General features: G+C 29.1%; 29 protein-coding genes and 2 pseudogenes. 17 read left to right on the plus strand and 14 right to left on the minus strand.

Annotated features, from left to right (window positions below; genetic code table 11):
• The first annotated feature begins 77 nt into the window (after positions 1-77).
• Both ELQ12_RS06065 and ELQ12_RS06070 read left to right on the plus strand, forming a co-directional pair.
• Positions 78-797 (plus strand): class I SAM-dependent methyltransferase, encoded by a 720-nt coding sequence (locus ELQ12_RS06065; protein WP_070298479.1) that lies wholly within the window; start codon positions 78-80, stop codon positions 795-797.
• 55 nt (positions 798-852) lie between these two features.
• Positions 853-1,067, plus strand: a pseudogene (locus ELQ12_RS06070) (hypothetical protein).
• 30 nt (positions 1,068-1,097) lie between these two features.
• On the opposite strand, the gene pyrC reads toward ELQ12_RS06070, so the two are convergent.
• From pyrC to eptC, 4 genes are read right to left on the minus strand one after another with little or no spacing between them, the layout of a single operon-like run.
• Complete coding sequence (pyrC, locus tag ELQ12_RS06075) at positions 1,098-2,105, minus strand: dihydroorotase (protein WP_070308295.1); 1,008 nt, start codon at positions 2,103-2,105, stop codon at positions 1,098-1,100.
• Complete coding sequence (locus tag ELQ12_RS06080; RefSeq protein ID WP_002870642.1) at positions 2,095-2,340, minus strand: replication/maintenance protein RepL; 246 nt, start codon at positions 2,338-2,340, stop codon at positions 2,095-2,097. Before ELQ12_RS06080 ends, pyrC begins: the two co-directional genes overlap by 11 nt.
• Positions 2,337-2,693 carry a diacylglycerol kinase gene (locus tag ELQ12_RS06085; protein ID WP_002870643.1) on the minus strand — a complete coding sequence of 119 codons (357 nt, stop codon included), beginning with the start codon at positions 2,691-2,693 and terminating at the stop codon, positions 2,337-2,339. The genes ELQ12_RS06080 and ELQ12_RS06085 overlap by 4 nt, the downstream gene beginning before the upstream one ends.
• The gene (gene eptC, locus ELQ12_RS06090) at positions 2,690-4,225 is read right to left on the minus strand and encodes a lipid A/FlgG phosphoethanolamine transferase EptC (protein ID WP_070261543.1); all 1,536 of its coding nucleotides are present in this window, start codon (positions 4,223-4,225) and stop codon (positions 2,690-2,692) included. The genes ELQ12_RS06085 and eptC overlap by 4 nt, the downstream gene beginning before the upstream one ends.
• 117 nt (positions 4,226-4,342) lie before the next feature.
• Here eptC and ELQ12_RS06095 point away from each other — a divergent pair, with 117 nt between their 5' ends.
• A complete protein-coding gene (locus tag ELQ12_RS06095) occupies positions 4,343-5,101 on the plus strand; it encodes an exodeoxyribonuclease III (protein WP_070261542.1) in 759 nt (252 codons plus the stop codon).
• Positions 5,102-5,119: 18 nt separating this feature from the next.
• Here ELQ12_RS06095 and ELQ12_RS06100 read toward each other — a convergent pair whose 3' ends face one another.
• The 3 genes from ELQ12_RS06100 to moaC are packed head-to-tail and all read right to left on the minus strand — an operon-like array spanning position 5,120 to position 6,984.
• Complete coding sequence (locus tag ELQ12_RS06100) at positions 5,120-6,280, minus strand: hypothetical protein (RefSeq protein WP_134264629.1); 1,161 nt, start codon at positions 6,278-6,280, stop codon at positions 5,120-5,122.
• Entirely contained in the window at positions 6,270-6,533 is a 264-nt protein-coding gene (locus ELQ12_RS06105; protein ID WP_002869152.1) for a DUF493 family protein, read from the minus strand. The genes ELQ12_RS06100 and ELQ12_RS06105 overlap by 11 nt, the downstream gene beginning before the upstream one ends.
• On the minus strand, positions 6,511-6,984 hold the full coding sequence (moaC, locus tag ELQ12_RS06110; RefSeq protein ID WP_070261540.1) for a cyclic pyranopterin monophosphate synthase MoaC: 474 nt from the start codon (positions 6,982-6,984) through the stop codon (positions 6,511-6,513). Before moaC ends, ELQ12_RS06105 begins: the two co-directional genes overlap by 23 nt.
• Positions 6,985-7,076: 92 nt before the next feature.
• Between moaC and ELQ12_RS06115 the strand changes: the two genes are divergently transcribed.
• Complete coding sequence (locus ELQ12_RS06115) at positions 7,077-7,232, plus strand: highly acidic protein (protein WP_002851965.1); 156 nt, start codon at positions 7,077-7,079, stop codon at positions 7,230-7,232.
• A gap of 61 nt (positions 7,233-7,293) precedes the next feature.
• Here ELQ12_RS06115 and cheQ read toward each other — a convergent pair whose 3' ends face one another.
• Positions 7,294-7,773: a cheVAW transcriptional regulator CheQ gene (cheQ, locus tag ELQ12_RS06120; RefSeq protein WP_002854628.1), complete on the minus strand. Its 480-nt coding sequence runs from the start codon at positions 7,771-7,773 to the stop codon at positions 7,294-7,296.
• Between the two features lie 27 nt (positions 7,774-7,800).
• Positions 7,801-8,664 carry a cheVAW transcriptional regulator CheP gene (cheP, locus tag ELQ12_RS06125; protein WP_070295483.1) on the minus strand — a complete coding sequence of 288 codons (864 nt, stop codon included), beginning with the start codon at positions 8,662-8,664 and terminating at the stop codon, positions 7,801-7,803.
• 312 nt (positions 8,665-8,976) lie between these two features.
• On the opposite strand from cheP, the pseudogene ELQ12_RS06130 reads away from it, so the two are divergent.
• Positions 8,977-9,709 (plus strand): annotated as a pseudogene (locus ELQ12_RS06130) (FIST N-terminal domain-containing protein).
• 312 nt (positions 9,710-10,021) lie between these two features.
• On the plus strand, positions 10,022-10,813 hold the full coding sequence (locus ELQ12_RS06135; RefSeq protein WP_126235849.1) for a methyl-accepting chemotaxis protein: 792 nt from the start codon (positions 10,022-10,024) through the stop codon (positions 10,811-10,813).
• A gap of 52 nt (positions 10,814-10,865) precedes the next feature.
• Here ELQ12_RS06135 and rplT read toward each other — a convergent pair whose 3' ends face one another.
• On the minus strand, positions 10,866-11,219 hold the full coding sequence (rplT, locus tag ELQ12_RS06140) for a 50S ribosomal protein L20 (protein ID WP_002851731.1): 354 nt from the start codon (positions 11,217-11,219) through the stop codon (positions 10,866-10,868).
• 93 nt (positions 11,220-11,312) lie between these two features.
• The gene (rpmI, locus tag ELQ12_RS06145) at positions 11,313-11,504 is read right to left on the minus strand and encodes a 50S ribosomal protein L35 (protein WP_002777995.1); all 192 of its coding nucleotides are present in this window, start codon (positions 11,502-11,504) and stop codon (positions 11,313-11,315) included.
• A gap of 155 nt (positions 11,505-11,659) precedes the next feature.
• Between rpmI and ELQ12_RS06150 the strand changes: the two genes are divergently transcribed.
• The 4 genes from ELQ12_RS06150 to ELQ12_RS06165 all read left to right on the plus strand — a co-directional run bounded on the left by ELQ12_RS06150 (position 11,660) and on the right by ELQ12_RS06165 (position 15,707).
• Positions 11,660-12,826: a hypothetical protein gene (locus ELQ12_RS06150; protein ID WP_134264630.1), complete on the plus strand. Its 1,167-nt coding sequence runs from the start codon at positions 11,660-11,662 to the stop codon at positions 12,824-12,826.
• Positions 12,827-12,964: 138 nt separating this feature from the next.
• Positions 12,965-13,366, plus strand: a complete 402-nt coding sequence (locus ELQ12_RS06155; RefSeq protein ID WP_070233471.1) for a hemerythrin domain-containing protein — start codon at positions 12,965-12,967, stop codon at positions 13,364-13,366.
• Positions 13,367-13,544: 178 nt separating this feature from the next.
• Positions 13,545-14,726, plus strand: a complete 1,182-nt coding sequence (locus ELQ12_RS06160; protein ID WP_002870653.1) for a NifS family cysteine desulfurase — start codon at positions 13,545-13,547, stop codon at positions 14,724-14,726.
• A gap of 9 nt (positions 14,727-14,735) precedes the next feature.
• Complete coding sequence (locus ELQ12_RS06165; RefSeq protein WP_002861028.1) at positions 14,736-15,707, plus strand: iron-sulfur cluster assembly scaffold protein NifU; 972 nt, start codon at positions 14,736-14,738, stop codon at positions 15,705-15,707.
• Positions 15,708-15,729: 22 nt separating this feature from the next.
• Here the strand turns inward: ELQ12_RS06165 and ELQ12_RS06170 are convergent, their stop codons facing one another.
• Positions 15,730-17,613 carry a mechanosensitive ion channel family protein gene (locus ELQ12_RS06170; protein ID WP_070239794.1) on the minus strand — a complete coding sequence of 628 codons (1,884 nt, stop codon included), beginning with the start codon at positions 17,611-17,613 and terminating at the stop codon, positions 15,730-15,732.
• The gene (locus ELQ12_RS06175) at positions 17,610-18,245 is read right to left on the minus strand and encodes a carbonic anhydrase (RefSeq protein ID WP_002851887.1); all 636 of its coding nucleotides are present in this window, start codon (positions 18,243-18,245) and stop codon (positions 17,610-17,612) included. Before ELQ12_RS06175 ends, ELQ12_RS06170 begins: the two co-directional genes overlap by 4 nt.
• Before the next feature lie 160 nt (positions 18,246-18,405).
• On the opposite strand from ELQ12_RS06175, the gene ELQ12_RS06180 reads away from it, so the two are divergent.
• The 7 genes from ELQ12_RS06180 (at position 18,406) to ELQ12_RS06210 (ending at position 23,565) form a co-directional block, all read left to right on the plus strand.
• On the plus strand, positions 18,406-19,101 hold the full coding sequence (locus ELQ12_RS06180; RefSeq protein ID WP_002851668.1) for a Bax inhibitor-1/YccA family protein: 696 nt from the start codon (positions 18,406-18,408) through the stop codon (positions 19,099-19,101).
• A 103-nt stretch (positions 19,102-19,204) separates the two neighbouring features.
• Entirely contained in the window at positions 19,205-19,573 is a 369-nt protein-coding gene (gene secG / locus ELQ12_RS06185) for a preprotein translocase subunit SecG (protein ID WP_002870657.1), read from the plus strand.
• 9 nt (positions 19,574-19,582) lie between these two features.
• Entirely contained in the window at positions 19,583-20,146 is a 564-nt protein-coding gene (frr, locus tag ELQ12_RS06190) for a ribosome recycling factor (RefSeq protein ID WP_079264242.1), read from the plus strand.
• 2 nt (positions 20,147-20,148) lie between these two features.
• A complete protein-coding gene (gene pyrE, locus ELQ12_RS06195) occupies positions 20,149-20,757 on the plus strand; it encodes an orotate phosphoribosyltransferase (RefSeq protein WP_002854423.1) in 609 nt (202 codons plus the stop codon).
• Positions 20,758-21,168: an RDD family protein gene (locus tag ELQ12_RS06200; protein WP_002870659.1), complete on the plus strand. Its 411-nt coding sequence runs from the start codon at positions 20,758-20,760 to the stop codon at positions 21,166-21,168. It abuts the gene before it with no gap.
• A 14-nt stretch (positions 21,169-21,182) separates the two neighbouring features.
• On the plus strand, positions 21,183-22,205 hold the full coding sequence (locus tag ELQ12_RS06205) for a ribonucleotide-diphosphate reductase subunit beta (RefSeq protein ID WP_002851758.1): 1,023 nt from the start codon (positions 21,183-21,185) through the stop codon (positions 22,203-22,205).
• Complete coding sequence (locus ELQ12_RS06210) at positions 22,192-23,565, plus strand: nicotinate phosphoribosyltransferase (RefSeq protein ID WP_126252694.1); 1,374 nt, start codon at positions 22,192-22,194, stop codon at positions 23,563-23,565. The genes ELQ12_RS06205 and ELQ12_RS06210 overlap by 14 nt, the downstream gene beginning before the upstream one ends.
• Here ELQ12_RS06210 and ELQ12_RS06215 read toward each other — a convergent pair.
• Positions 23,534-24,082 (minus strand): gamma carbonic anhydrase family protein, encoded by a 549-nt coding sequence (locus tag ELQ12_RS06215; RefSeq protein WP_002861022.1) that lies wholly within the window; start codon positions 24,080-24,082, stop codon positions 23,534-23,536. The two genes, ELQ12_RS06210 and ELQ12_RS06215, sit on opposite strands and share 32 nt — an antisense overlap.
• Positions 24,083-24,162: the final 80 nt, after the last annotated feature.

Here is a 24,162-nt window from a genome sequence, read left to right on the forward strand (position 1 = left end):
ATCATTCAAGCCCTTTCTTTGGGCTTGAATTTTAAAAATTTATGCTATGATTTTATATATTTTATCAAGGAAAATATATGAATTTATGGGATAAAAAGGCCAAAACTTACGCAAGATATCAAAACACTTTAAACACCATACAAAAGCAAACTTTTGAATATTTACAAAATTTAAAGATTTCTTTTCAAAATAAAAGCATTATAGATATAGGATGTGGAACTGGAGTTTGGACTTTACACTTAGCTAAAGAGGCTAAAGAAATTTTTGCCTTAGATAGTGCAAATGCTATGCTTGAAATTTTACAAGAAGATGCCAAAAAACTAAATCTTAACAATATAAAATACGAAAATTTGAGCTTTGAAACTTGGATGCAAAACAATCCTAATGCTAAATTTGACCTTGCATTTTTAAGTATGTCCCCTGCTTTACAAAATGAAAAAGATTATACAAATTTCTTAAATCTAGCTAAAACAAAAATTTATCTTGGTTGGGCTGATTATAGAAAAAGTGATTTTTTAGATCCGATTTTTAAATATTTTAATACCGAATTTAAAGGTTTTTATAAAAAAGATTTAGAAAGTTATTTGCTAGAAAAAAATATATTTTTTCATAAGATTGTTTTTGATGAAACACGCAAAGTTCAAAGAACGAAAGAAGAGGCTATAGAAAATGCTCTATGGCATTTAAACATGAACAAAATCACAGCTTCTAAAGAAACTGTAAGTTCTTTTGTTGAAAATGATATTATTGAAACCATAGAATCTAAAATAAAACTTTTAATTATAAATAACTTATAAAAACATTAAGCTTATATTTATTACAATTTCACCGATTATTTCAAAGGAGTTTTTAATGGTTAAAAATTTAATCATCAAATTTGGACGCTTGATTCTTGATGCAATTGCAGCAATAAGTTTTGTTGTAGCTTTGCTTTATTCTCTTTTTATGATGTTTAGTATTGGATTTCTAGCTGGTTTATTGTCGCTGATAGTCAGTTTTATTGCTTTATTTTTAAGCTTCTTTGTGATCTATCTTGTTATAGATATCAGAGATACTCTTGTAAATAAAGCTTAAATTTTCCACCTTAAAGGTGGAAATCAATGTTTTAATTGAAATTTTAAAATTTCTCCGGCCATATAAGGCACGACTTGATTGTATTTATCTTCATAAACATTTGGCACTTGCCATTCTTGTTTTTCTAAAGTGATAATTTTGTCATTTTCAAATTTAAGATTATGGATTTTACAAGCATTATCTGAAATAAATTTTTGTAAATTTGTTTCATTTGAATGTTTTTCAAATAATTCAACTAATACAGGTAAAATCACTGGGGCGCTAAAAACTCCAGCCGCACAACCGCAACACTCTTTAGTATCTTTTGGATGAGGTGCACTATCGCTTCCAAACATAACTTTTTCATAACCACTAAAAGCAAGCTCGCAAAGGGCTTCTTTATCTTCATAGCGTTTTGCAATAGGCTTGCAAAATAAATGTGGATCCATCTTACCACCTACTACATCATCAAGCGTTATCATCAAATGATGCAAAGTAATAGTTGCGTGTAAATTTTCATAATCTTTTAGCAAATCACACAAAACCTTAGTGGTAATATGCTCCATTACAATTTTTAATTTTGGAAAGTTTTTTGCTAATTTTTCATAGATTTTAGCAAAATTTGCTTCTCTATCCATTACAAAATCATTTGTTTCACCATGCACTAGCAAAGGAATATTTAAATCACTCATAGCCTCTAAAGTAGGTTTTAAATACTCTATATCAAAACTTGAAACTCCGCCATTTGAATTTGTTGTAATTCCTGCTGGATAAAGCTTAATGCCAAAAATTTCATCTTTGGCGCTTTGAAGAAATTTCTCATCATAATTTTTAAAAAAAAGTGTCATTAAAGGAGTGAAATTTTTATCTTTACAAGCCTTAATGATACGCATTTTATAAGCTTTTAGATCTTCTAAATTGCAAAGTGGAGGGATTAAATTTGGCATAATCACAGCTGCACAAAAATCTCTTGCACTCAAAGGTGCGATAAGTTCTAACATTTGATTATCTCTTAAATGCAAATGCATATCTAAAGGATTTTTAAGTATCATTTTTACCTCCTATATTTAGCTGATAAAATCCATTCTTAAGGCGCTTAAAAAGCTTTTTTTCTTCTAAAAACTTAAAAGTAGCGATGATAGTGGGTTTGCTTTGATGTAATTTTTCTTCAAGCTCACTGATTTTAATCATAATAAAACCATTTTCATCGGCATTTTCACATAAAAATTTTAACAATTCAAAACGTTTTTTTCCTAAAATTTCTCGTATTAAATTTTCAAATTTCATAAGTAAATGCTATATAAAATAAAGCCCCAAACAAAAAGAGCTAAAAGCACACTAAAAAACACTGCCGCACTCGCACAATCTTTAGCGATTTTTGCCTTTTCATGCCATTCATTAGTAACTAAATCAACGCAAGCTTCAATAGCCGAATTTAAAGCTTCTATAATTAAGATAAGCATTAAGACACTTACCAATAACAAATGCTCCAAAAAACTAACTTTTAAGAAAAAACTAAAAACTATCGCAGGGATAATAATGCAAAGTTCAATTCTAAACGCCATTTCATTTTTAAATAAAGCAAAAATCCCTTCTAAAGCATATCTTGCGTTATTTAAAAAATGATATTTAGGCTTCATGGATTTGCCTTAAGTTTAGGATTTAATAAATCATATTCTGGTTCATAAACACTTGTTTTTACATCAAAATATCCTAAAAGAGTACTAAAAAGATTATCTTGAGAAAGTTTTAAACCTTTATGCTCTTTAGCTAAATTCATTAATTTTTCATCATTGCTCCAAAAAATAGCAGGAATATGAGTTTGATAACTTGGCGCTATAGCATAAGGCATACCATGAAGATAAATACCGTTTTCACCCAAACTTTCACCATGATCTGAAAGATAAAATAAAGAACTTTCATAATCTTTTTGCTCTTTTAATAGTTTTATAATCTCACTTAAAAGATAGTCTGTGTAAAGTAAAGTATTGTCATAAGTGTTGATTAAAGCCTTATTATCACATTTTGAAAGTTCATTAGTATCACAAGTTGGAGTAAATTTTTTAAACTCATTTGGATAGCGTTTATAATAAGTTGGTCCATGAGAACCTTGCAAATGAAGAACTATTATATTTTGATCACTTAAATGATTTAATTTTTCTTTAAAAGGAGTGAGTAAATTTTCATCCAAATCACTAGAAAGTTTTTGCTTATAAGCTAATCTATCACAAACCCCTTTACAACCACCAGAATTATTATCAAACCATGCAACATCTACACCTGTTTTATAAAGTATATCCATGGCATTTTCTTGAAATTCTGAACTCGAATAATCTCTACGCTTAGATATAGAAAACATACAAGGTAAACTTACCGCTGTTGCTGTTCCACATGATGAAAAATTATCAAAAAAGACTACATTATCTTTTTTGGTATAAAAATTGGTATCATTTTTAGTATATCCACCCAAAGAATAATTTGCCGCTCTAGCAGTTTCCCCCACTACCAAAACTAAAAGTTTTTTAGTGTGATTGTTTTCTCTATAAGCATCATTAGCTATAGTTTTAAATTCTGGTTTAGCTTTTACAAAACGAACATAATAGCGATATACGGCATAAAATTGATAAAAAGGAGTATTATACATTCTTATTTCATTATAGTTTCTAAAAAAAGGCAAGAAAGTTTTACTTAAAGGGATTAAAACTACACTAACCACAATCAAACCTGATATTATATTGATAATTTTAATTTTCATATGGGATTTAAAACTACCATAATCAATTTTTACTTTAACAACATAAAAAGCCAACAACAAAGCCAAAACAATAAATAAGATCAATTTTAAATTTAACAAATCCTTTACTTCTTTGATATCTGTTTGAACAACATTTTGTATCATATCAGAATCTATAAGCACTCCATAAAAACTAATGAAATAAACACTTAAAAAAGATGCTATTATAAATAATATAGAAAAAAATTTAGTAAAAAACTTTATAAAAAGTAAAGAGCAAACCACGTGAACAAGGGCAAAATAGGCCACAATAAAAACAAAAGTTATAAACCAATTTTGATTGTTTTTTTCATACACAAACTCAAATAAATTAAAATTTAATATTGCAATCATTAAAGAATTAAAAAAAGTAAACCAAAACCAAGTTAATCTAAGCATATAAATCCCACCTTCAAATTTAAGGTTTTAATTTTATTGAATTTTTTTAAATGGATTGTAGTTTTAAATCTTTTTATGTTATGATTTACACTTTTAATGACAATTTTAAGGAAAATAATGAAACTACTTTCATGGAATGTCAATGGCTTAAGAGCCATTTGTGATAAAAATGCACTTGATTGGATAGCACGAGAAAAAATTGATTTTATAGGTTTTCAAGAAATCAAAGCACATGAAGATAAATTTCCTAAAAAAATTTATGAATATCCTTTTAAGCACATGTATTTTAATTCTGCCAAAAGAGCAGGATATTCTGGGGTAATGAGTCTTTGTAATTTTGATAGCGAAGTAAAAAAATGTGAATTTTTTGATGATGAAGAAGGCAGGGTTTTAGAACACCGCTTTAAAAATATCGCACTTTTTAATATCTATTTTCCAAATGGTCAAAAAGATGAAGAGCGTTTAAATTTTAAGATGAAATTTTATGCAGATTTTTTAGTGTATTTAGATAAGCTTTTAAAAGATGGGTTTGAAATTATCATTTGTGGTGATGTTAATACCGCTCATAAAGAAATCGATCTTACCCATCCAAAAGCCAATGCCAATACTTCAGGTTTTTTACCTATAGAAAGAGCTTGGATTGATGATTTGCTAAAACTTGGTTTTATAGATACTTTTAGAGAAATTAATGGCGAAATCAAAGAAAAATACTCGTGGTGGAGCTATAGAATGAAAGCAAGAGAAAGAAATGTAGGCTGGAGGATTGATTATTTTTTCATTTCAAAGGGTTTAAAAGATAAACTTAAAAACGCTTTCATAAGAGATGATATTTTTGGCTCTGATCACGCACCTGTAGGTATAGAAATAGATATTTAATATCCCAAAAATGGGATATTATTTTTTAACAAATTTTTTTGCTTTTTCCCAAAGTCTTACACCGAGCTTTTTAGCTTTTTTAGAATTTAAATCTTTGTATTTTTCACTAGCAATTTTTTCTAATTCAAAAATTTCTTGTTTAAAACGATTTAATTTTCTTTGAGTAAGTTTATTAAAATCATTAATCTTTGGATTTTTCTTAATATCATTTAAAACTAATATTAATTGCTCTCTGCTTTCACCTGCAAGACGTCTAAATTTAGCAAAAAGATTATCAAGCTCATGTTCTAGCAAATTCTCAACTATACTCTTACAAGGATCATTTTGTAGTTGAATCTCTTTTTTTAAAAGAGCAATAAAATCATCTTCTATACCTATTAGTTCTTTGCTTTTTAAACTAACATCTTCTTCAAAATTTGCATAAGTTAATGAAGCTTTAAATTTTTCCATTGCTAAAACAATACCATCTCTTGTGCCTTTAATCACGCCTAAACAAAGATCTTTTGCATAAGCCATAGATTCATTAGCTATTTCAAAAGCAGTATTTAAAATAATACTTGAAATTTTTAAAATTCTTTCTTTTTCAAAATGAGCTTCACAAATGGCATTATATACGAGATTTTTAGCTATTTCGCTACTTGTAAGTTCTATATCTTCAGCCTTTTCTAATGTGGTTAAAAAAGCACTTTCAGCAGTTTCTTTTAAAATTCCAAGCATTTCTATATCAAATAAAATAGCATCATTTAAACCACCGCTAAATTCATTACAAAAAGAACATTCTTGTAAAATACTCTCGAATTCAAAAAAATTATCGCTGATTTGATTTTTAATCAAATTCTTTTGATTTTCAATCTGTTTGTTTAATAATTCAGCTTCACTAATATACTCATAAAGCGAATTTTGAGCATCTGCGACACTTGCTTTTACCAGAGCCTTAATAACCTTTGAAACATTTTCATCGTCACAAAAATCAAGTTTTTTTAAAATAGTTAAAAATTCAACCAAAAGAGAATTTAAAATTTTTTTTGTTTCATGAGGATTATGTGAAATTTGCTTATATGCAAGATTAAAACTTAAGTCTTCAAGCAAATCTCTTGCTTCATCTTTACCAAGATTTGATAAAGAATTTTCAAAAATAATTAAAGTATTTTTCATTTTTCCTTCTTTCTTAAAGTACAAATTTTGCTTTAGCTTTTAATTTATCAAATATATCCAAACGATCTTTTTTGCTATCAACATAAACATTTAATAAATAACTTTGATATTTTCCGCTCGCACTTGAATTCGAGTGTTCAAATTTATATTCTCTTTGACCTAAAATTTCTTGAAAAATTTCACTTGCCCTAACATGCACCTCAAAAATCACCTTATAGTCCCAAAAAGTAGGATAATTGATCTGAGGTTCTTTTTTAAGATCGCACAAATTTACCACTTTTGCCTCCTTCTTTGCTTTCAAGCACTATATCCGTAATCCTCATTGATTTATCTACAGCCTTGATCATATCATATATAGTTAAAAGTCCTATACTAACCCCACTTAAAGCTTCCATTTCAACCCCTGTTTTACCTTCACACTTAACTGTTACAATAAGCTTAAATGCACATTCTTTAACAAATTCCACAATATCAGTTTCAACTTTAGAAAGCATTAAAGGATGGCACATAGGAATAATTTCACTTGTTTTTTTAGCCCCCATTATAGCCGCAACAATAGCTGTTTGAAGAACAGGACCTTTTTTTGCGGTATTGTTTTTAATTACATCAAAAGCTTCTTGACTCATATATATCATACCGCTAGCTGTGGCTATTCTTGAAGTAATATTTTTATCGCTTACATCTACCATTTTAGGATGATTGTTTTTATCTAAATGACTTAATTTCATAAATTCACCTTTTAAAAAATTATAAAAATTATAGCAAAACCAAACAAATTTAAGATAAAATAAGCTTTGTATTTTTATTTAAGGAGAAAACAATGGCTTATGAAGATGAAGAAGATTTAAATTACGATGATTATGAAAACGAAGATGAAGAATATCCACAAAATCACCATAAAAATTATAATTACGATGATGATGATTATGAATACGATGATGATAACAATGATGATGATTTTTATGAGATGGATTAAAATACAAAATTTTCATCTTTAAATTACAAGCAATGTCTTCACAGGGCTTGTAATTTATATCTTAATAATACCCAACGCACATACTCTCAGTGATTTTAATACGCTTTTCAAAAGGAGCTGGGCTAAAAAAATGGCATTTTTCTATATAAATATGCTGATGATAATTTAGCCCTAAAAAATCATAAAATTTTTTTAGATTAACAAATTTAATCCCACAAATCTCCTTAAGCTCTAAAAGTTTGTAAATAGAAGAATTATTTTTTTCCACTAAATGAGAGGGGGCTAATCCAGTAAAAGAACAAAAAGCACTTGCCAATACAAAACCATTTAAACCACTACATTGCCTTAAAGCTTGCTGATGTTTTTCTAAAATGCAATTTCTATGCAAAAATATAATTCTTGTTCCTTGATATCTACCTATTTCTACATTTTTCCAAAATTTATAAGCATTTTTTGAAATTCCAGCAAAACGATGAAATTCAGCGTTTAAAATATAGTGATCTAAAAATTCATTAGGTGGCAAGATTAAACTTTTCATCACTACAATTTAGAGCCTTAAAAAGGCTCTTTAATCTTCTTTGTTTAAATTTTCCTTAGCTTTGCTAGGAAGCTTAGATAAAAGATTGTTTAAATCAAAATTAATTCCTTGAGTTTTTGCCTCTTCAAGTAAAGCAACTGCAGCTTTTGCGTTAAATGGAGAAGAGCCATCATGTGGAGCAAAAAGATGATCTGTTATTGCTAGAGCATAAGCGGATTTTTTCACTTCTTCGCGAGCAGCATGAGGAGTGCGAACAAAACATATGCTTTCAATCAAAACATCATCAAAATTCCAACGATTCAACAAAAATCCCAAGAAAGAAATATGATCTACACCTAAAAATTCATTCTCTGCTAAAGCAATATTTTCAATTTTAGTTTCATTTAAAAAAGTTAAAAATTCTTTCTCTCTGTGATTTTGTATAAGAAAATTTGAAAAAATAACAATACCAAGTCTTAAAAGCATTGCACAAGGAACTAAAAGATGAGAAAGTTTTTTATCTTCATCATTAAGCCAATTTGTGATAAAAGTTGCTTCTTCGTTGCAAGTTTTTAAAAAATTTTGTGTATCCAAACCATAAGGTGAAACATCTATTTTAAAACTATCTCTAATGGAATCAGCCGTAACTATATTGATAATATTACCAATGCCTAATAAAGTAATCACTTGATTTATGGTTGTAATTTCCCTTGTAAAACCATAATAAGGAGAATTTGCTAATTGCAAAAGCTTAGCCGTCATCAATGGATCAGTTGAAATGATTTCAGCAACTTTCATGGTTTCTATATTTGAATTAGCCTCGCTCACATATTTTCTTAACTTACTTACAGTATCGGGTAAAGGTGGCAATACTTCAACGCTTTTTAATAAAAGCTCATTCATATCTCCAATCATATTTGATTTATCCTTGAAGTTAGTATTATTATAATTTATGATTATATCTAAATTTTAATTTACTTATTACATTTTTTGTTACTTTAAGATATAATAAAAATTATAAATACTAAAATTTTATATTATTTTTAATTAACTAACAAATTAAAATAATTTTAACGGAGTTTAATCAATGTTTTTTAATTTTAAAAATAAAAGCTCAGCGCAAAAAGAAGAGAGTAAAAAAGCTTTAGAAGCTCTATTTCTTCAAGAAAATGAACTTGAAGAAAAATTAAAAAAATAAATATCAAGCCAAAGTTAATCATAGGTTTTGTGTCGTATCAACTTAACCTAGCAATCATAGGAAATAAGATTCAAAATTCTATAAATGAGCAATGTGATATCATCTTAAGCAGTGCTACTGATTTATTATGCAACCTTGATTCTAACTCAAATATTGAAAACAGTCCCTATAAACAAAATATCCAAGGAATAAGTTTGATGCTTTTTAGCGAGGATATGATAGAAAATCTTTGCACAAATAAAATCAAGCTTTTTAGCAATATAAAAGATTATACAGAAAGAAAAAAACTGATAGAAAAAGAAGTTTTATCTATAAATATACCTTTTGAAGCACACTGCACAAATACTTTGCATTATTTAATTTATGATGGTTTAAGTCAAAGCGAAAGTTCTCTTTTGGAACTTTTATACAAACACAACCCCTATCCTTGTGCTTTAGTAGGAGGTGGATCTAGTGGAAATATGGACTTTAGCGGAACATTTATATTTTATAATGGAGAAATATTAAAAAATCAAGCTTTAAGCATACATGTCCAATTTAAACCTAAATACCGTTTTGATTTAATGAAGTCTCAAAATTTTAATCCTCAAAGCAATATCACCTTTACCATACTTGATGCAAGCTTATATGATAGGACGGTACGTGAATTTATTGATAAAAAAACCTTTCAATCCATCAACGCGGTTGAAGCTTTATGCAATTATTTTAACTGTACTTTTGAAGAACTTAAAAATAAAATGCAAGAATATACTTTTGCTTTAAAAATTGGAGAAGACTATCTTATTTCCCCTATGGAAATCAACCCAGATAAAACATTATTTAGTTATTGTGATATAGAAAGCGCTCAAGAATTAAGCTTGCTTAAAAAAACAAATTTTATTGAATCCATAAAAAAAAGATTACGAAAAATTTTCTCTTAATAAACCAAAACCACTAGGAGCAATTTTTAATGATTGTATCTTAAGAAGACTTCACAACAAAGAACATTTAAATCAAATCCATTTTAATGATTTTCCTATAGTTGGTTTTTCTAGTTTTGGGGAAATTTATGGAGTGGGAATTGCAAAAAGTTTAGTGGCAATATTTTTTTATGAAGTTGAAAATTTTAATGATTTCAAACCTAGATATTTAAAAACTTTCATACAAAAATACAGCGATTTTAAATACTATTATCTTAATATAAGAGCTCAAAAACTAGAAATGACAAATGAGATTAATAAAATAATTTTAAATCAACTCAAACAAAATACATCAGAAATTGATAAAAATACAAGTATATTTAAAGAAATTTTTGAAGAACTTGAAAATATAAGAAGAAGTCTTACAACCATTAGTGAAAGTTTTACCAATTTCACTAACTACTTAGAATACAACCTTTACCAAAGCGAAGAAAAAATGAATTTAGAAAAAGAAGTGCAATCTTCTTTGAAAAATATAGATCAATTAAATAGTATTTTAGATCTTATTTCAGGGATTGCTGAACAAACTAGCCTTTTATCTTTAAATGCAGGTATAGAAGCTGCTAGAGCTGGAAAACTTGGTCGTGGATTTGCAGTTGTAGCTGATGAAGTTAGAAAACTTTCAGAAAATACCCAAATGGGTCTAGGTGAAATGGAAGGAGCCATTAAATTAGTTATTCAGACCATACAATCCATTGCAAAAAGTTCCAATTCTAGTACTCAAGAAATGAATTTTATAAGGGATAAATCCAATGAATTTTCCAAAATCATTTCAAATCTTATAAATTCAGGTAAAGAAATTTCAGATAAATTAAAACAAAGAAGCAATGTCGGCAAAGATTTTGAAAAAAATGTAAATCAACTCAAATGTTATGAAGATGTTCTAGCTAAATTAAATCAATATTAAAAAAAATAAGAATTTCAAGAATCAAAAATCTTGAAATTCTTATACTAAAAAATTAAAGTGCTTTTTTTGCAGCCTCTGCAATTTTTGCAAAAGCAGCAGCATCATTCATAGCTAAATCTGCTAGAATTTTTCTATCAAGTTCAATACCTGCTTTTTTAAGACCATTGATAAATCTTGAATAACTTAAATCATTAAGCCTACAAGCAGCATTGATACGCACAATCCAAAGACGGCGAAAGTCTCTTTTTTTGCGGCGTCTATCACGATAAGCATAGACTAGACTTCTTTCTAATTGTTCTTTCGCTTTTCTAAAATGTTTGCGGCGTCCACTATAAAAACCACGTGCTAATTTTAAAACTTTTTTGTGTCTGCGACGTCTAACGACACCTGTTTTTACTCTTGCCATTTTTATTTCCTTTCATAAAGTGGCGTCCAAATTTGGAGCTTACCCTTGAAATTTTATCTCAGAGGGGAGTTTGAATGACTTTTAGTCAAAAACTTAAATTCCTAGCATTTTTTCAACAGCTTTTACATTTGTGCTATGCACATATTTAGCTGTGCGAAGATCACGCATTCTTTTTGCAGGTTTTTTAGTCAAAATATGACTTCTAAAAGCTGAGCCTCTTTTGATTTTATTTTTACCTACTTTGAAGCGTTTAACTGCGCTTTTAACGCTTTTCATCTTTGGCATACGCTTTCCTTATTTAGATAAATTTTTATTTTTCAAATTAAAAGAAAAGCTAAATACTATCAAATGTTTTCTAATTTTTGACTGAATTTAATTTTTAAAAAACTTGGCACACCTTTTGCTTATAAAAAATCAGCAATATTTTGGAAAGATTTAAAATGACTATAAATTTGGCAAATCCGTATCAAAATTTAACTTTATCTAATCCTTTACAAAATAGCTCTGCTCTAAATTTGATTAAAGATAGCAAAGCTTTAGAACAAGAAGGAAATGAAAATAGCTTAGAACAATTAAGTTATATTTTTAATAATACCACTTATGCTAGTGAATTTGGATTTAGAATCAATGAAGAAGGTTTTTTCGATAAAGATTTAAATAAAATTGCCAATATACCAGAATCTTATGATATCAATATTAAAAGCGTTAGAAGTATAGCAAAAGAACTTGCAAAACAAGATGAAATTTTAAATTATAATAAAATTGATCTACCTTATCTTTTAAATAGCTATTATAGTTCATTAAAATCTATAAATTCAGAATTTTTACAAGATGATAATGCTTATTTAAATCGCGATTTTATTTCAAAACTATCATCAGGTTTTTCAACAGATAATGGAGAATTTTTGGGCCAAATTTCAAGAATTTACAACAATCAAGAAGAAATTGATTTAGCATTAAGCAATATCACAAATTTAAATACCTTAATGTTAGATAATAAAATAACTAATTTTCATTTTAATAAAGCCATAGAAAATACTTCTTCTAATGAAATTTTAAAACCTTATTTAACTAAAAATGCAGAAGTATCAAAATCTGGTCTTTTAATGAATTTTATCTACCATGATATAAAAACCCAAAATGAAAAAGAATTTAACTTTTTTATGAAACCTATCACTCTAGAACTGAGCTCTCATCAAAATTTACAAAAAATTCTTAAAGGCGAAATGGATATAGAAGATTACATTAAAAAAGAAAATGAAAAAAAGATGAGTTTTGATCTTTATCTTTATGTTAATGGTATAGATAAAAAAACAAGTACTCAAGACAAACTATCTGTATTTTTTCAACAATATATTAACTACCAAAAAGATATGGATTTAAGAGAATTTGCAAATTCAAGCTCAATATTTCAAATTTATATCGATCAAACTCGCAATGATTTTGATACTCTTAAAAAACAATATCAAAACCAAAGTCAAGACACGCAAAGATTAGAAGAAGTAAATCAACTACGCTCTAATTCTATAGAAAATTTTCTAGAACGTCGCCAAAAACAAGCAAATATAAATAAAATTCTAAACTCTTATATGTCTGTGATGGTTTAAAATAATTTTTATAAAAAATATATAAATTATAAATATTTCAATAATAATAATTTTTATATGAGTAATTAATAAAATTTTAAGTATTATAACATTATAATCCGCTCCCGAAAAAATATAAATATAAAAACAGTCAAAACCATGATTTATAGTGAAAAAATTATTTCAATGAATAATGATCTTTTAGATCATCAACATAAAGAACTTTTTGAAATTTCTAAAAAACTCTCTTTAATGAGCCAACGTCATGTTGAAACAAAAGAATTAAAAATTGTTTTAAGAGAGTTGTTGATAATGATCAATAGACATTTTTCAGATGAAGAAGCCTTTATGAGAGAAATAGAATATCCTTATATCAACCATCATACAAGAATTCACAGAAAAATTATCTTAGAAATTGAAGAAATTATCATCAGTGAAGCTAAATTTGTAAATATAATGACTGAAAAGCTAGATCTCGTTGTTCAAGATTTTATCTTTAAACATACAGTCAAAGAAGATTCAAAAATAGTAAAGTATTACGAAGAAAAATTTAAGAAATAACATTTCTCGTTTTTACTATGATAAAATTCACAAAATATTTCACTTTAAAATTTTACTTTAACATTTTATTTTTGTTATAATTTTTAACCTAATTTTTATAAATTTTTGTTATTATCCGTTTTCGAATAAAGATAAAAAATATCCTAATTAAAGTTAAGGATAAATTAAGGATTTTAAAGTGAAAGTATATTTAGATAACAATGCAACGACGATGCTTGATCCTAATGCTTATGAGTTGATGCTACCTTTTTTAAAGGATATGTATGGAAATCCAAATAGCCTTCATCAATATGGAAGCACAACACATCCTGCTTTAAGAGAAGCTTTGGACAAACTTTATGCAGGGCTTGGAGCAAATGACTTAGATGATATAGTTGTAACATCCTGTGCAACAGAAAGCATTAACTGGGTGCTTAAGGGTGTGTATTTTGATCATATTTTAGATAAGGAACGCAATGAAGTGATTATTTCTAGCGTAGAACACCCTGCTGTTACTGCTGCTGCTTATTTTTTAAAAAGTCTTGGAGTAAAAGTCATAGAACTCCCTGTAAATGAAGAAGGGGTTTCTACTGTAGAAGATTTACGTAAAGTGATTAGCGATAAAACAGCACTTGTAAGTGTTATGTGGGCAAATAATGAAACAGGTATGATTTTTGATATTAAAGCGATGGCGGAACTTGCACATGAATTTGGCGCTCTTTTTCATACAGATGCTACTCAAGCAGTAGGTAAAATAAAGGTTAATTTAACTCAAGTAGGAGTTGATTTTGCTTCATTTTCGGCTCATAAATTTCATGGACCAAAGGGTGTGGGTGGACTTTTTATAAAAAAAGGACTTAAACTTACTCCACTTTTACACGGTGGAGAACACATGGGTGGTCGTAGAAGCGGAACTTTAAATGTGCCTTATATAGTGGCTATGGGCGAGGCTTTGCGTATTGCAAATACTATGCTTGATTTTGAAGATTCTCATATACGCCGTTTAAGAGATAAACTAGAAGATCAAATTTTAGCCTTGCCTGATACAACAGTGGTTGGAAAAAGGGAACACCGTGTGCCTAATACAATCTTAGCAAGTATTAAAGGTGTTGAAGGCGAAGCAATGCTTTGGGATTTAAATAAAAATGGTATAGCTGCAAGTACGGGCTCAGCCTGTGCAAGTGAAGCTTTAGAAAGCAATCCTATTATGGAAGCTATCGGTGCGGAGCATGATTTAGCGCATACAGCTTTAAGACTTTCTTTGTCACGTTTTAACACTGAAGAAGAAATTGATTATGCAGCAAAACAAATTAAAAATGCGACACAGAGATTAAGAGCAATTTCTTGTACTTATGCTTATAATCCAAATAATTACAAATAAGGATGAAAAATGGGAAAAAATAGTTTAATTGGTGGATCCATTTGGGATGAGTATTCACAAAAAGTTCAAGATAGAATGAATAATCCTCAACATATGGGAGAATTTAGCGAAGAAGATGCTAAAGCACGCAATGCAAAATTGATCGTAGCTGATTTTGGCGCAGAAAGTTGCGGCGATGCAGTAAGACTTTTTTGGCTTGTAGATGAAAAAACTGATAAAATTATCGATGCAAAATTTAAAAGTTTTGGTTGTGGTACAGCTATAGCAAGTAGTGATACTATGGTAGATCTTTGCATAGGAAAAACTGTAGATGAAGCAGTAAAAATCACAAATTTAGATGTGGAATTTGCTATGCGTGATAATCCAGAAACTCCAGCTGTTCCACCTCAAAAAATGCACTGTTCGGTTATGGCTTATGATGTAATCAAACAAGCAGCAGCTCATTATAAAGGTATAAGTCCTGAAGATTTTGAAGATCAAATTATAGTTTGTGAGTGCGCTAGAGTAAGTCTTGGAACCATTAAAGAAGTGATTAAACTTAATGATTTGCATAGTGTAGAAGAAATCACACAATATACTAAAGCAGGTGCTTTTTGCAAGTCCTGTATCAAACCAGGCGGACATGAAAAAAGAGATTATTACCTTGTAGATATTTTAGCTGAAACCAGAGCCGAGATGGATAGAGAAAAACTCAAAAATACAATGAAAAGTGATGTGGCTTTTGATGAAATGACCGTAGTAGGACAATTAAAAGCAGTTGAAAGTGTTTTAGATGCTGAAATTCGCCCTATGCTTCATAATGATGGTGGAGATTTGGAAGTGATTGATATACAAAAGGCTGAAGGTGCAGCAATTGATGTTTATATTCGTTATCTTGGTGCTTGTAGTGGTTGTTCTAGTGGAAGTGGTGCGACACTTTATGCTATTGAAACGATTTTACAAGAAGAATTAAGTCCAAATATACGCGTTATGCCGGTTTAAAAAATAGCAAGATAAAATCTTGCTATTTTATAGCTTTTGCTTGCAAATCAAGAGGTGGTAAATTTTCTATATAAATACTGCGACTTGGGAAAGCAAAAGTTAAACCATTTTTTTCGATTATACGCATAAACTCAAGCATTAAGCTTTGTCTAGCTTCCCTAAAATCTTTTGCGCCTATTTTTTTGGTATAAAAATAAAGCTCTATATTAATACTACTATCTGCAAATTCGCTTAAAGCCACATAACAAGCATTTTTATAGCCTTCTAAATCGTTAATAGATACAAGATTTTGACGATATTTTGTCGTATGATCACCATATTTTAATGCACTATCCTCATCGTGAGCTACCAAATCACTTGTATCCAAAAATTCTTTCAAATCTTTTACACATTGATCTAATTTTTCAGGAGTAGCATCATAACCAACACCCAAATACATTCTAACATGGCGACCCATGCGTCTTTTACTCCAATTTTTGATATTAGCCCCCATAATAGTTGAATTTGGTAAAAATACGAGACAATTATCAAAAGTTCTAATAGTAGTTTTTCTAAGTCCTATTTCAACTACTGTTCCTTCTATACCTGAAACCTCTACCCAATCTCCTTGATTAAAACTATTATCAAAAAGTAAAAGTATAGAAGCAAAGAAATTTGCAATTATATCTTTCGCTGCTAAAGCAACAGCTAAACCGCCAATTCCCAAAGATGCAATAATAGCTGAAATATTAAAACCAAGCTGAGCAAGGATATATAATAAAGCTATGATAATAATAACAAAATATAAAATTTTAATAATTAAATTTACAACTTCTTTTTTTCCGCTTTTTTGAGCAAGCTTAGAAACTAGTACCATTCCATAACCATCAAGCATTTTTAAAATAAGCCATGCAATCAAAACCGCATAAATTATGTGGAAAAAATTACTCAAATTAATACTTAAAGGTGCAGGATAAGTTGCTATAGTAAGACAAATCGAAATAGCATAAACAATCAGAAAAAAACTCACTGGTTTTTTAATATTCTCAATAAAAATAACTTTAATATCATCTACATCATTTTTATTTCTATAAAAAAGCCGAACAAGGAAAAAATATACTATATTTGCAAAAAAACGTCTTAAAGATATAAAAAAAACTAAAACCAAAGCAGAAATTACTATTTTTCCGATATTAACAAAACTTACCCCAATTGCCTCGTTTATACGATCTATCCAAACTTGAAGCTCAAGTAGTGAAAAAATATAATTACTTTCAAGCAAATCTGCATTTGATCGTAAATACTTAAGAATTTCAGAATAAGAATCTAGAGCATTAGCAATATATCTTTCTTTTAGGGTAATTTTTTCCAATTCTTCTGGATTTGTAATTTTGCTTTTAAAACTATCTAAATTTACACTAGAAGAATTTTGTAAATTTTCCATTGCCTTATCAACAGTAGCAATTAAATCTTCACTACTTGCTGTATTTTTAAAAAGTTTTTCCACTTCAAACAAAGAAGAATAAAAACTTTCCACAATGTTAAAATAAACTAGATTAAGAGTGGCATCTGTATAAATGTAAGGCTTATTAATATTCTTTTTTTGAACATCTAGTAATTTTTCTTTTGCTTTTAAAAATCTAGCCACTGCCTCTTCATTAATCTTTTGTCCTACTATCATATCGGGTATTTTTGCTAAAATAGTCTTTTTGTCTTTTTCAAATTCACTTAAAATACCATTAAAAGTGCTTGAATTTTCATCATTGTTTTTCTTAAATTCTTTAATTTGATTGTTAAGATCAACATATTTTTCAACTAAAGCATAAATTCCTTCATCTTCTTTACTAATATTCGCATCAATAAATTTAAATTCTTGTGCTCCAAGGTATAAAATAAAAAAACATAAACTAAAAATAATTTTCTTCATTGAACTTTCCTATCTTGTATTAAAGTAAAAATTTTTGCTTTAAAATCATACTCATAAATTTCACCTGTCTCTATAATATAATACCAAGCATGTACTTCTATTTTTCCTTCATCTAAAGCTTCTTGCACGCCTGGATAAGTAAGTATATTTTGCAAAGAATTTACTAAATTTAATTTTTCTGTAAGCCATGAACGCATAGCCAAATCGTCTCTTGCAAAAATCATCACATCTTTTTTTATCGGATCTAACATAGTAAGCCATTTTTTCACGTTAGGAATTTTATTTAACTCTTCATCAGAATAATAAAGAGCATTGCAACCTCCACAATTACTATGGCCACAAACGACGATATTTTTAATATGCAATGAATTTAAAGCATACTCTATTGCTGAAGTTGTCGCCAAGTAATCTTCTCCAACGCGATAAGGTGGAACTATATTTGCAATATTTCGTATTACAAAAAGCTCACCTGGACCCGTATTAGTGATCAAATTTGGAATTACTCTAGAATCAGAACAACCTATAAAAAGAGTATGGGGATTTTGCTTATTTTTTAGACTTTCAAAAAGTTCTTCATGCTCCTTAAAGTCTTCTTGCATAAACTTAATCGCACCGCTAATAAGATTTTCCATAAAACCAACCTAAAACTAAAATCTTGAAATTATAACAAAATTTCAGCAAAGATTTCATTTAAGCATTAAGATATTATATAAATTAACTTTTTATTTAGTCTAATATGTTAGATTTCGCTCAAGATTTTAAAAAATCTAACAATTTTGCAAGGAGAATTTTATGAGTCTTTATGATAGAGACTACTCAAGATCAAAAGAATTTGAAAATACACGCTCAAGCGAATTAAGTATTTTTATTAAACAAACTTATCAACTTTTTGCTGCTTCATTATTAGCTGCAACAGTAGGTGCATATGTAGGAATTTTTGCTTTAGCATCATTTTTTATACAATCACAAGTAACTTTTTGGATCCTTTTTGCTGTTGAAATCGGACTTTTATTTGCTTTGCAATGGAAAAAAAGAGAGGCTCCATTAAATCTTGTTTTACTTTTTGGTTTTACTTTCTGCTCAGGTTTAACGCTTACACCTTTACTTATTTCAGTTTTAGCTCTACCAGCTGGAGGAATTATCATCGCTCAAGCTTTTGCTTTAACAACGGTTGCTTTTGCAGGACTTAGTGTATTTGCTATGAATACAAAAAAAGATTTTACTGTTATGGGTAAAGCTTTATTTATAGTATTAATCGTTATTGTAGCAGCATCTTTACTAAACCTTTTCTTCCAAAGCAGTATAGTTAATCTAGCTATTTCAGCAGTAGCTGCAATATTATTTTCATTTTACATTCTTTATGATACGCAAAATATTATCCGCGGAAATTATGAAACTCCAATCGAAGGTGCAGTAGCACTTTATCTTGATTTTGTTAATCTTTTCGTATCTTTACTTAATATCTTAAGAAGCTTCAATAGCAGATAAGTTTTTGTGGGATTTTTCTCACAAAAACTTATCAAGTTTCAAAACTTTTCAAGTTTTATTTAGCTAAAATAATCATTTAAAAATTAACTTTTAGGAATTTTCAATGATCACTCTTTTAATCATTTTACAATTTATCATCGTTGTAGTTATTTGTATAGCAGTTTTACTTCAAAAAAGTTCAAGTATAGGACTTGGAGCTTATAGTGGAAGCAATGAAAGTTTATTTGGCGCCAAAGGACCGGCTGGATTTTTAGCAAAATTTACCTTTATTATGGGAATTTTACTTATTGCAAATACTATTGGTCTTGGTTATTTATACAATAAAGCTAGCAAGGACTCTCTAGCAGAGAAAATTAAAGTAGAAAACAACACTACTATTCCAAGTGCTCCTATTGCACCTGCTACCCCAAACACAAATTCTATCGCTCCAAGTGCACCACAACTTCCAAGCGATGTTAATTCAAGTAAATAATTAAAGGAAATGATAATGCTAAGTGAAATTTTTAACAAACAAAAAACCCAAAGTGAAAAATCTTTAGAAGCCTTAAAAAAAGACTTCACCACTTTAAGAACTGGAAAAGTTAATACCCATATTTTAGATCATATTACAGTGGATTATTATGGAACTCAAACTCCTTTAAATCAAGTAGCAACTGTTTTAGCAAGCGATGCTTCAACTATTAGCATCACTCCTTGGGAAAAACCTTTACTAAAAACCATAGAAAGCGCTATTGCAGCTGCAAATATCGGTGTCAATCCAAACAATGATGGCGAAAGTGTAAAATTATTTTTCCCTCCGATGACTAGAGAGCAAAGAGAAGAAAATGTAAAACAAGCTAAAGCTATGGGTGAAAAGGCAAAAGTTTCTATAAGAAATATACGCAAAGATGCCAACGATGCAGTTAAAAAACTAGAAAAAGATAAGGCAATAAGCGAAGATGAAGCAAAAAAAGCTTATGATGAAGTGCAAAAACTTACCAACGCCTACACAATAAAAATTGATGAGAGTGTAAAAAGCAAAGAAAGTGAACTTTTAAAGGTTTAACGATGAATTTAGAGCAAATTTATAAAGATTGTGGTGCTTATTTAGAAGGGCATTTTTTACTAAGTTCAGGTAAACATTCGCAGTTTTATCTTCAAAGTGCAAAAGTTTTAGAGGATCCAAAATTAGCAGCAAAACTTTGTGATGAACTTGCAAAGATTATTGCAAGCTATAAGATAGAATTTGATAGCATTTGCTCTCCTGCTTTAGGTGGAATTTTAGCAGGTTATGAGCTTGCAAGAGCTTGTAGTAAACGTTTTATCTTCACTGAAAGAGTAAATAAAGAAATGACTCTAAGACGTGGTTTTGAAGTAAAAAAGGGTGAAAAATTTATAATTTGTGAAGATATCATTACTACAGGTGGTAGTGCTTTAGAGAGTGCAAAAATCATTGAAAGTTTAGGTGGCATTGTTGTAGGTTTTGCAGCATTGGCAAATCGCGGTTTTTGTGCGGTAGAAAATCTAAAATCTCCAAGAAAAGATAATGCGAAATTACCTGAAAATTTACCACTCTTTACTCTAGGAAATTTTGAATTTGAAATTTATGATGAAACAAATTGTCCGCTTTGTAAAAAAGGGAGCAAAGCCATAAAACCAGGAAGTCGTGGAAATTAAATGAAAACTAAAGCAAAAATTAGCTCTAGATGGTTAAGATTTAGAGCTTTGCTTATAGATATTTTTCTTATTTATGTTCCTATTTTATATTTATTTTATTTTATATTAGGCTCTAAAGAAGCTTTTTTAAACAACCATTTTATCACAACTTTATGTACTTTTTTATTTGGTTTGATTCAAGCTATTTTTTTAACAAAAAAGGCACAAAGCCCAGGTCTTAAAGCATATGATTTATATCTTATTGATATAAAAACGGGAAAGAAACTAAGTTTTCTTAGAATTTTACTAAGATATGTGATATTTATTATAAGTTTTGGCTTACTCTTTGGTTTATTTGTCAGTTTTGTAAGAAAAGATCGTTTAAATTTACATGATATTTTAACTCAAAGTTGTATAGCCACCAAAGCATAAAGAAAGGTTAAAAAATGCAAAGAAAAAGAATTTACAATCCAAGCTCAAACGAAACCCTAGGAGATCGTAAAGTTTTTGATGGTAACCCACATGGAATTTTAAATTTCACTAAGGCAAAATATACTTGGGCTTTAAAACTTTGGGATTTAATGGAGGCAAATACTTGGTTTCCAAAAGAAGTGGATACAACTAAAGATGCACTTGATTATCGCTGTAATTTAACCGCAGGTGAAAAAAGAATGTATGATTTAGTTTGGAGTCAGCTTATTTCTATGGATAGTTTTCAAACCAATAATTTAGCAGATAATATTAACCCTTACATCACAGCTCCTGAAATCAATGCGGTTTTAGCACGCCAAGCTTATGAAGAGGCAAACCATTCAAAATCTTACGCTGTTATGGTAGAAGCGATTTGCGATAATACAGATTTGATTTATGAAATGGAAAAGCATGATGAAACTTTGCGTGAAAAAAATGACTTTATTTCAAGCATTTATGAAGAATTAGCAGGCGATGTAGATGATAATAAACTCCTTTTGGCTATGGTGGCAAATCAAATTTTAGAAGGAGTATATTTTTATAGTGGTTTTACTGCCATTTACGCACTTGCACGTGCAGGAAAAATGCTAGGTTCAGCACAAATGATCCGCTTTATCCAAAGAGATGAAATCACACATCTTTTATTATTTCAAAATATGATCAATTCAGTACGCAAAGAAAGACCTGATTTATTCCATGATGAAAATATCAATAAAATTTATGATATGTTTAAAAAAGCTGGAGATCTTGAGATCAAATGGGGTAAATACATCACTCAAAATCAAATCATGGGCTTTACTGATGATATCATAGAAGAATATATCCATTATCTTGTAGATCAAAGATTAAGCGCGATCAATTTAGATAAGTTATACAATGCAAAACATCCTATTAAATGGGTAGATGATTTTTCAAAATTTAACGATCAAAAGAGCAATTTCTTTGAAAGTAAAGTAACGAATTATTCTAAGGGTAGTATAAGCTTTGATGACTTCTAAAACTTCTTTAGCCTTGCTTTGTGATTTTTATGAATTTACAATGTCTCAAGGCTATTTCAAAAACAATAAAAAAGATCAAATTTGTTATTTTGATATATTTTTTAGAAAAATTCCAGATTCAGGTTCTTTTGCTATTTTTGCAGGTCTTGAAGATATTTTAGACTTTGTTGAAAATTTGAGTTTTGATGCAGAAGATATAGAATTTTTAAGAAAACAAGGTATTTTTGATACAGAATTTTTAGATTTTTTAGCTAACTTTAAATTTAAAGGTGAAATTTATGCTATGCGTGAAGGAGAAGTGATTTTTCCAAACGAACCTTTACTTTGCGTTAAAGCTACAACTATAGAAGCACAGCTTTTAGAAACTTTTTTACTTTTAAGTTTAAACCACCAAAGCCTTATTGCTACCAAAACCAATCGTATCGTGCGTGCAGCTAAAAACAGTAAAATTTTAGAATTTGGCTCACGCAGAGCACAAGGAAGTGAAGCGGCCTTAAAAGGGGCAAGAGCAGCTTTTATAGGAGGTTGCATAGGAAGTGCTTGTACTTTAGCAGGAAAAATTTATAATATCCCTATCAATGGAACTATGGCACATTCTTGGGTGCAAATGTTTGAAAATGAACTTGAAGCTTTTAAAGCTTATGTGAAAATTTATCCAAAAAATCCTGTTTTTTTGATTGATACCTATGATTGTCTAAATAGCGGACTTAAAAATGCAATTAAAGTTTTTAAAGAATTTGGTATCCAAGAAGGCGGTGTGAGAATAGATTCTGGAAATTTACTTGAGTTGAGTTTGAAAATCAGACAAGAACTTGATCAAGCAGGACTTCAAAAATGTAAAATCATAGTTTCTAACGCCCTTGATGAATGGAGCATTAAAAAACTCAAAGAACAAAACGCACCTATTGATATCTTTGGTGTAGGCGAAAGATTGATCACTGCTTCAAGCGATCCTATTTTTAGTTGTGTTTATAAACTCGCAGCCTTAGAAGATCAAGGTATAAAACCTAAAATAAAAATCAGTGAAAATAACGAAAAATCAACCCTACCTCATTTTAAAAAACTTTTTAGAGTTTATGATAAAAACACGCAAAAAATCCTTTTTGATGAGCTTTATGTTTTTGACGAAAACCCAAATCAAGATGAAAATTTAGAACGCAAAGAACTTTTAGAATTAGTCTACAAAGAAAAAAGACTTCTTAAAAAGTCATCTTTAAATACTATTCAAGATTATACAAAAGAGCAAATCTCAAAACTCGATGAGAGTTTTTTAGATCTTGATCGTTTTGTGAAATTTGAAGTAAAACTCTCGCCTAAACTTCAAAATATCACTGAAGATCTTTTAAAAACTCGTTTTTAAAATCCACATAATTTAAAGCGGATTGTTTTAGAAAGCTTATTTCTTCATCGTTTAATTCACGCACAAATTTTGCAGGATTTCCAAGTATCAAAGAGCGTGGCGGAAATTTTTTACCCTTTGTTACAACGCTTCCAGCACCCACTATGCTATCTTCTTCTATCAAAGCATTATCCATGACAACAGCATTCATTCCGATTAAAACACGATTTTTTATCACACAAGCATGGATAACGCAATTATGTCCTATGGTTACATCATCTCCTATTATTGTAGGAAAACCAGCATCTTTTAACTTTCCTTTTTCATCAAATTCCCTATGCCAAACATGCACCGTGCTAAGATCTTGAATATTGGTTCTTTTGCCAATTTTTATAAAATTAACATCAGCTCTTAAAACACAATTAAACCAAATGCTACTTTCATCTCCTATTTCTATTTCTCCTATGATTTTAGCTCCCTCTGCAACAAAAACATTTTGACCTAGTTTGGGACTATGATTTTTAAATTTTATAAGCATTTTTTTCCTTTTTATTTAAGTATAGCTAAGTTTAACTCTATTTCAACTTTTTTAGTTACAATTTTTATTTAAATTTATAG

It is taken from the genome of Campylobacter sp. US25a (assembly GCF_004379075.1).
Lineage (GTDB): Bacteria > Campylobacterota > Campylobacteria > Campylobacterales > Campylobacteraceae > Campylobacter_D > Campylobacter_D jejuni.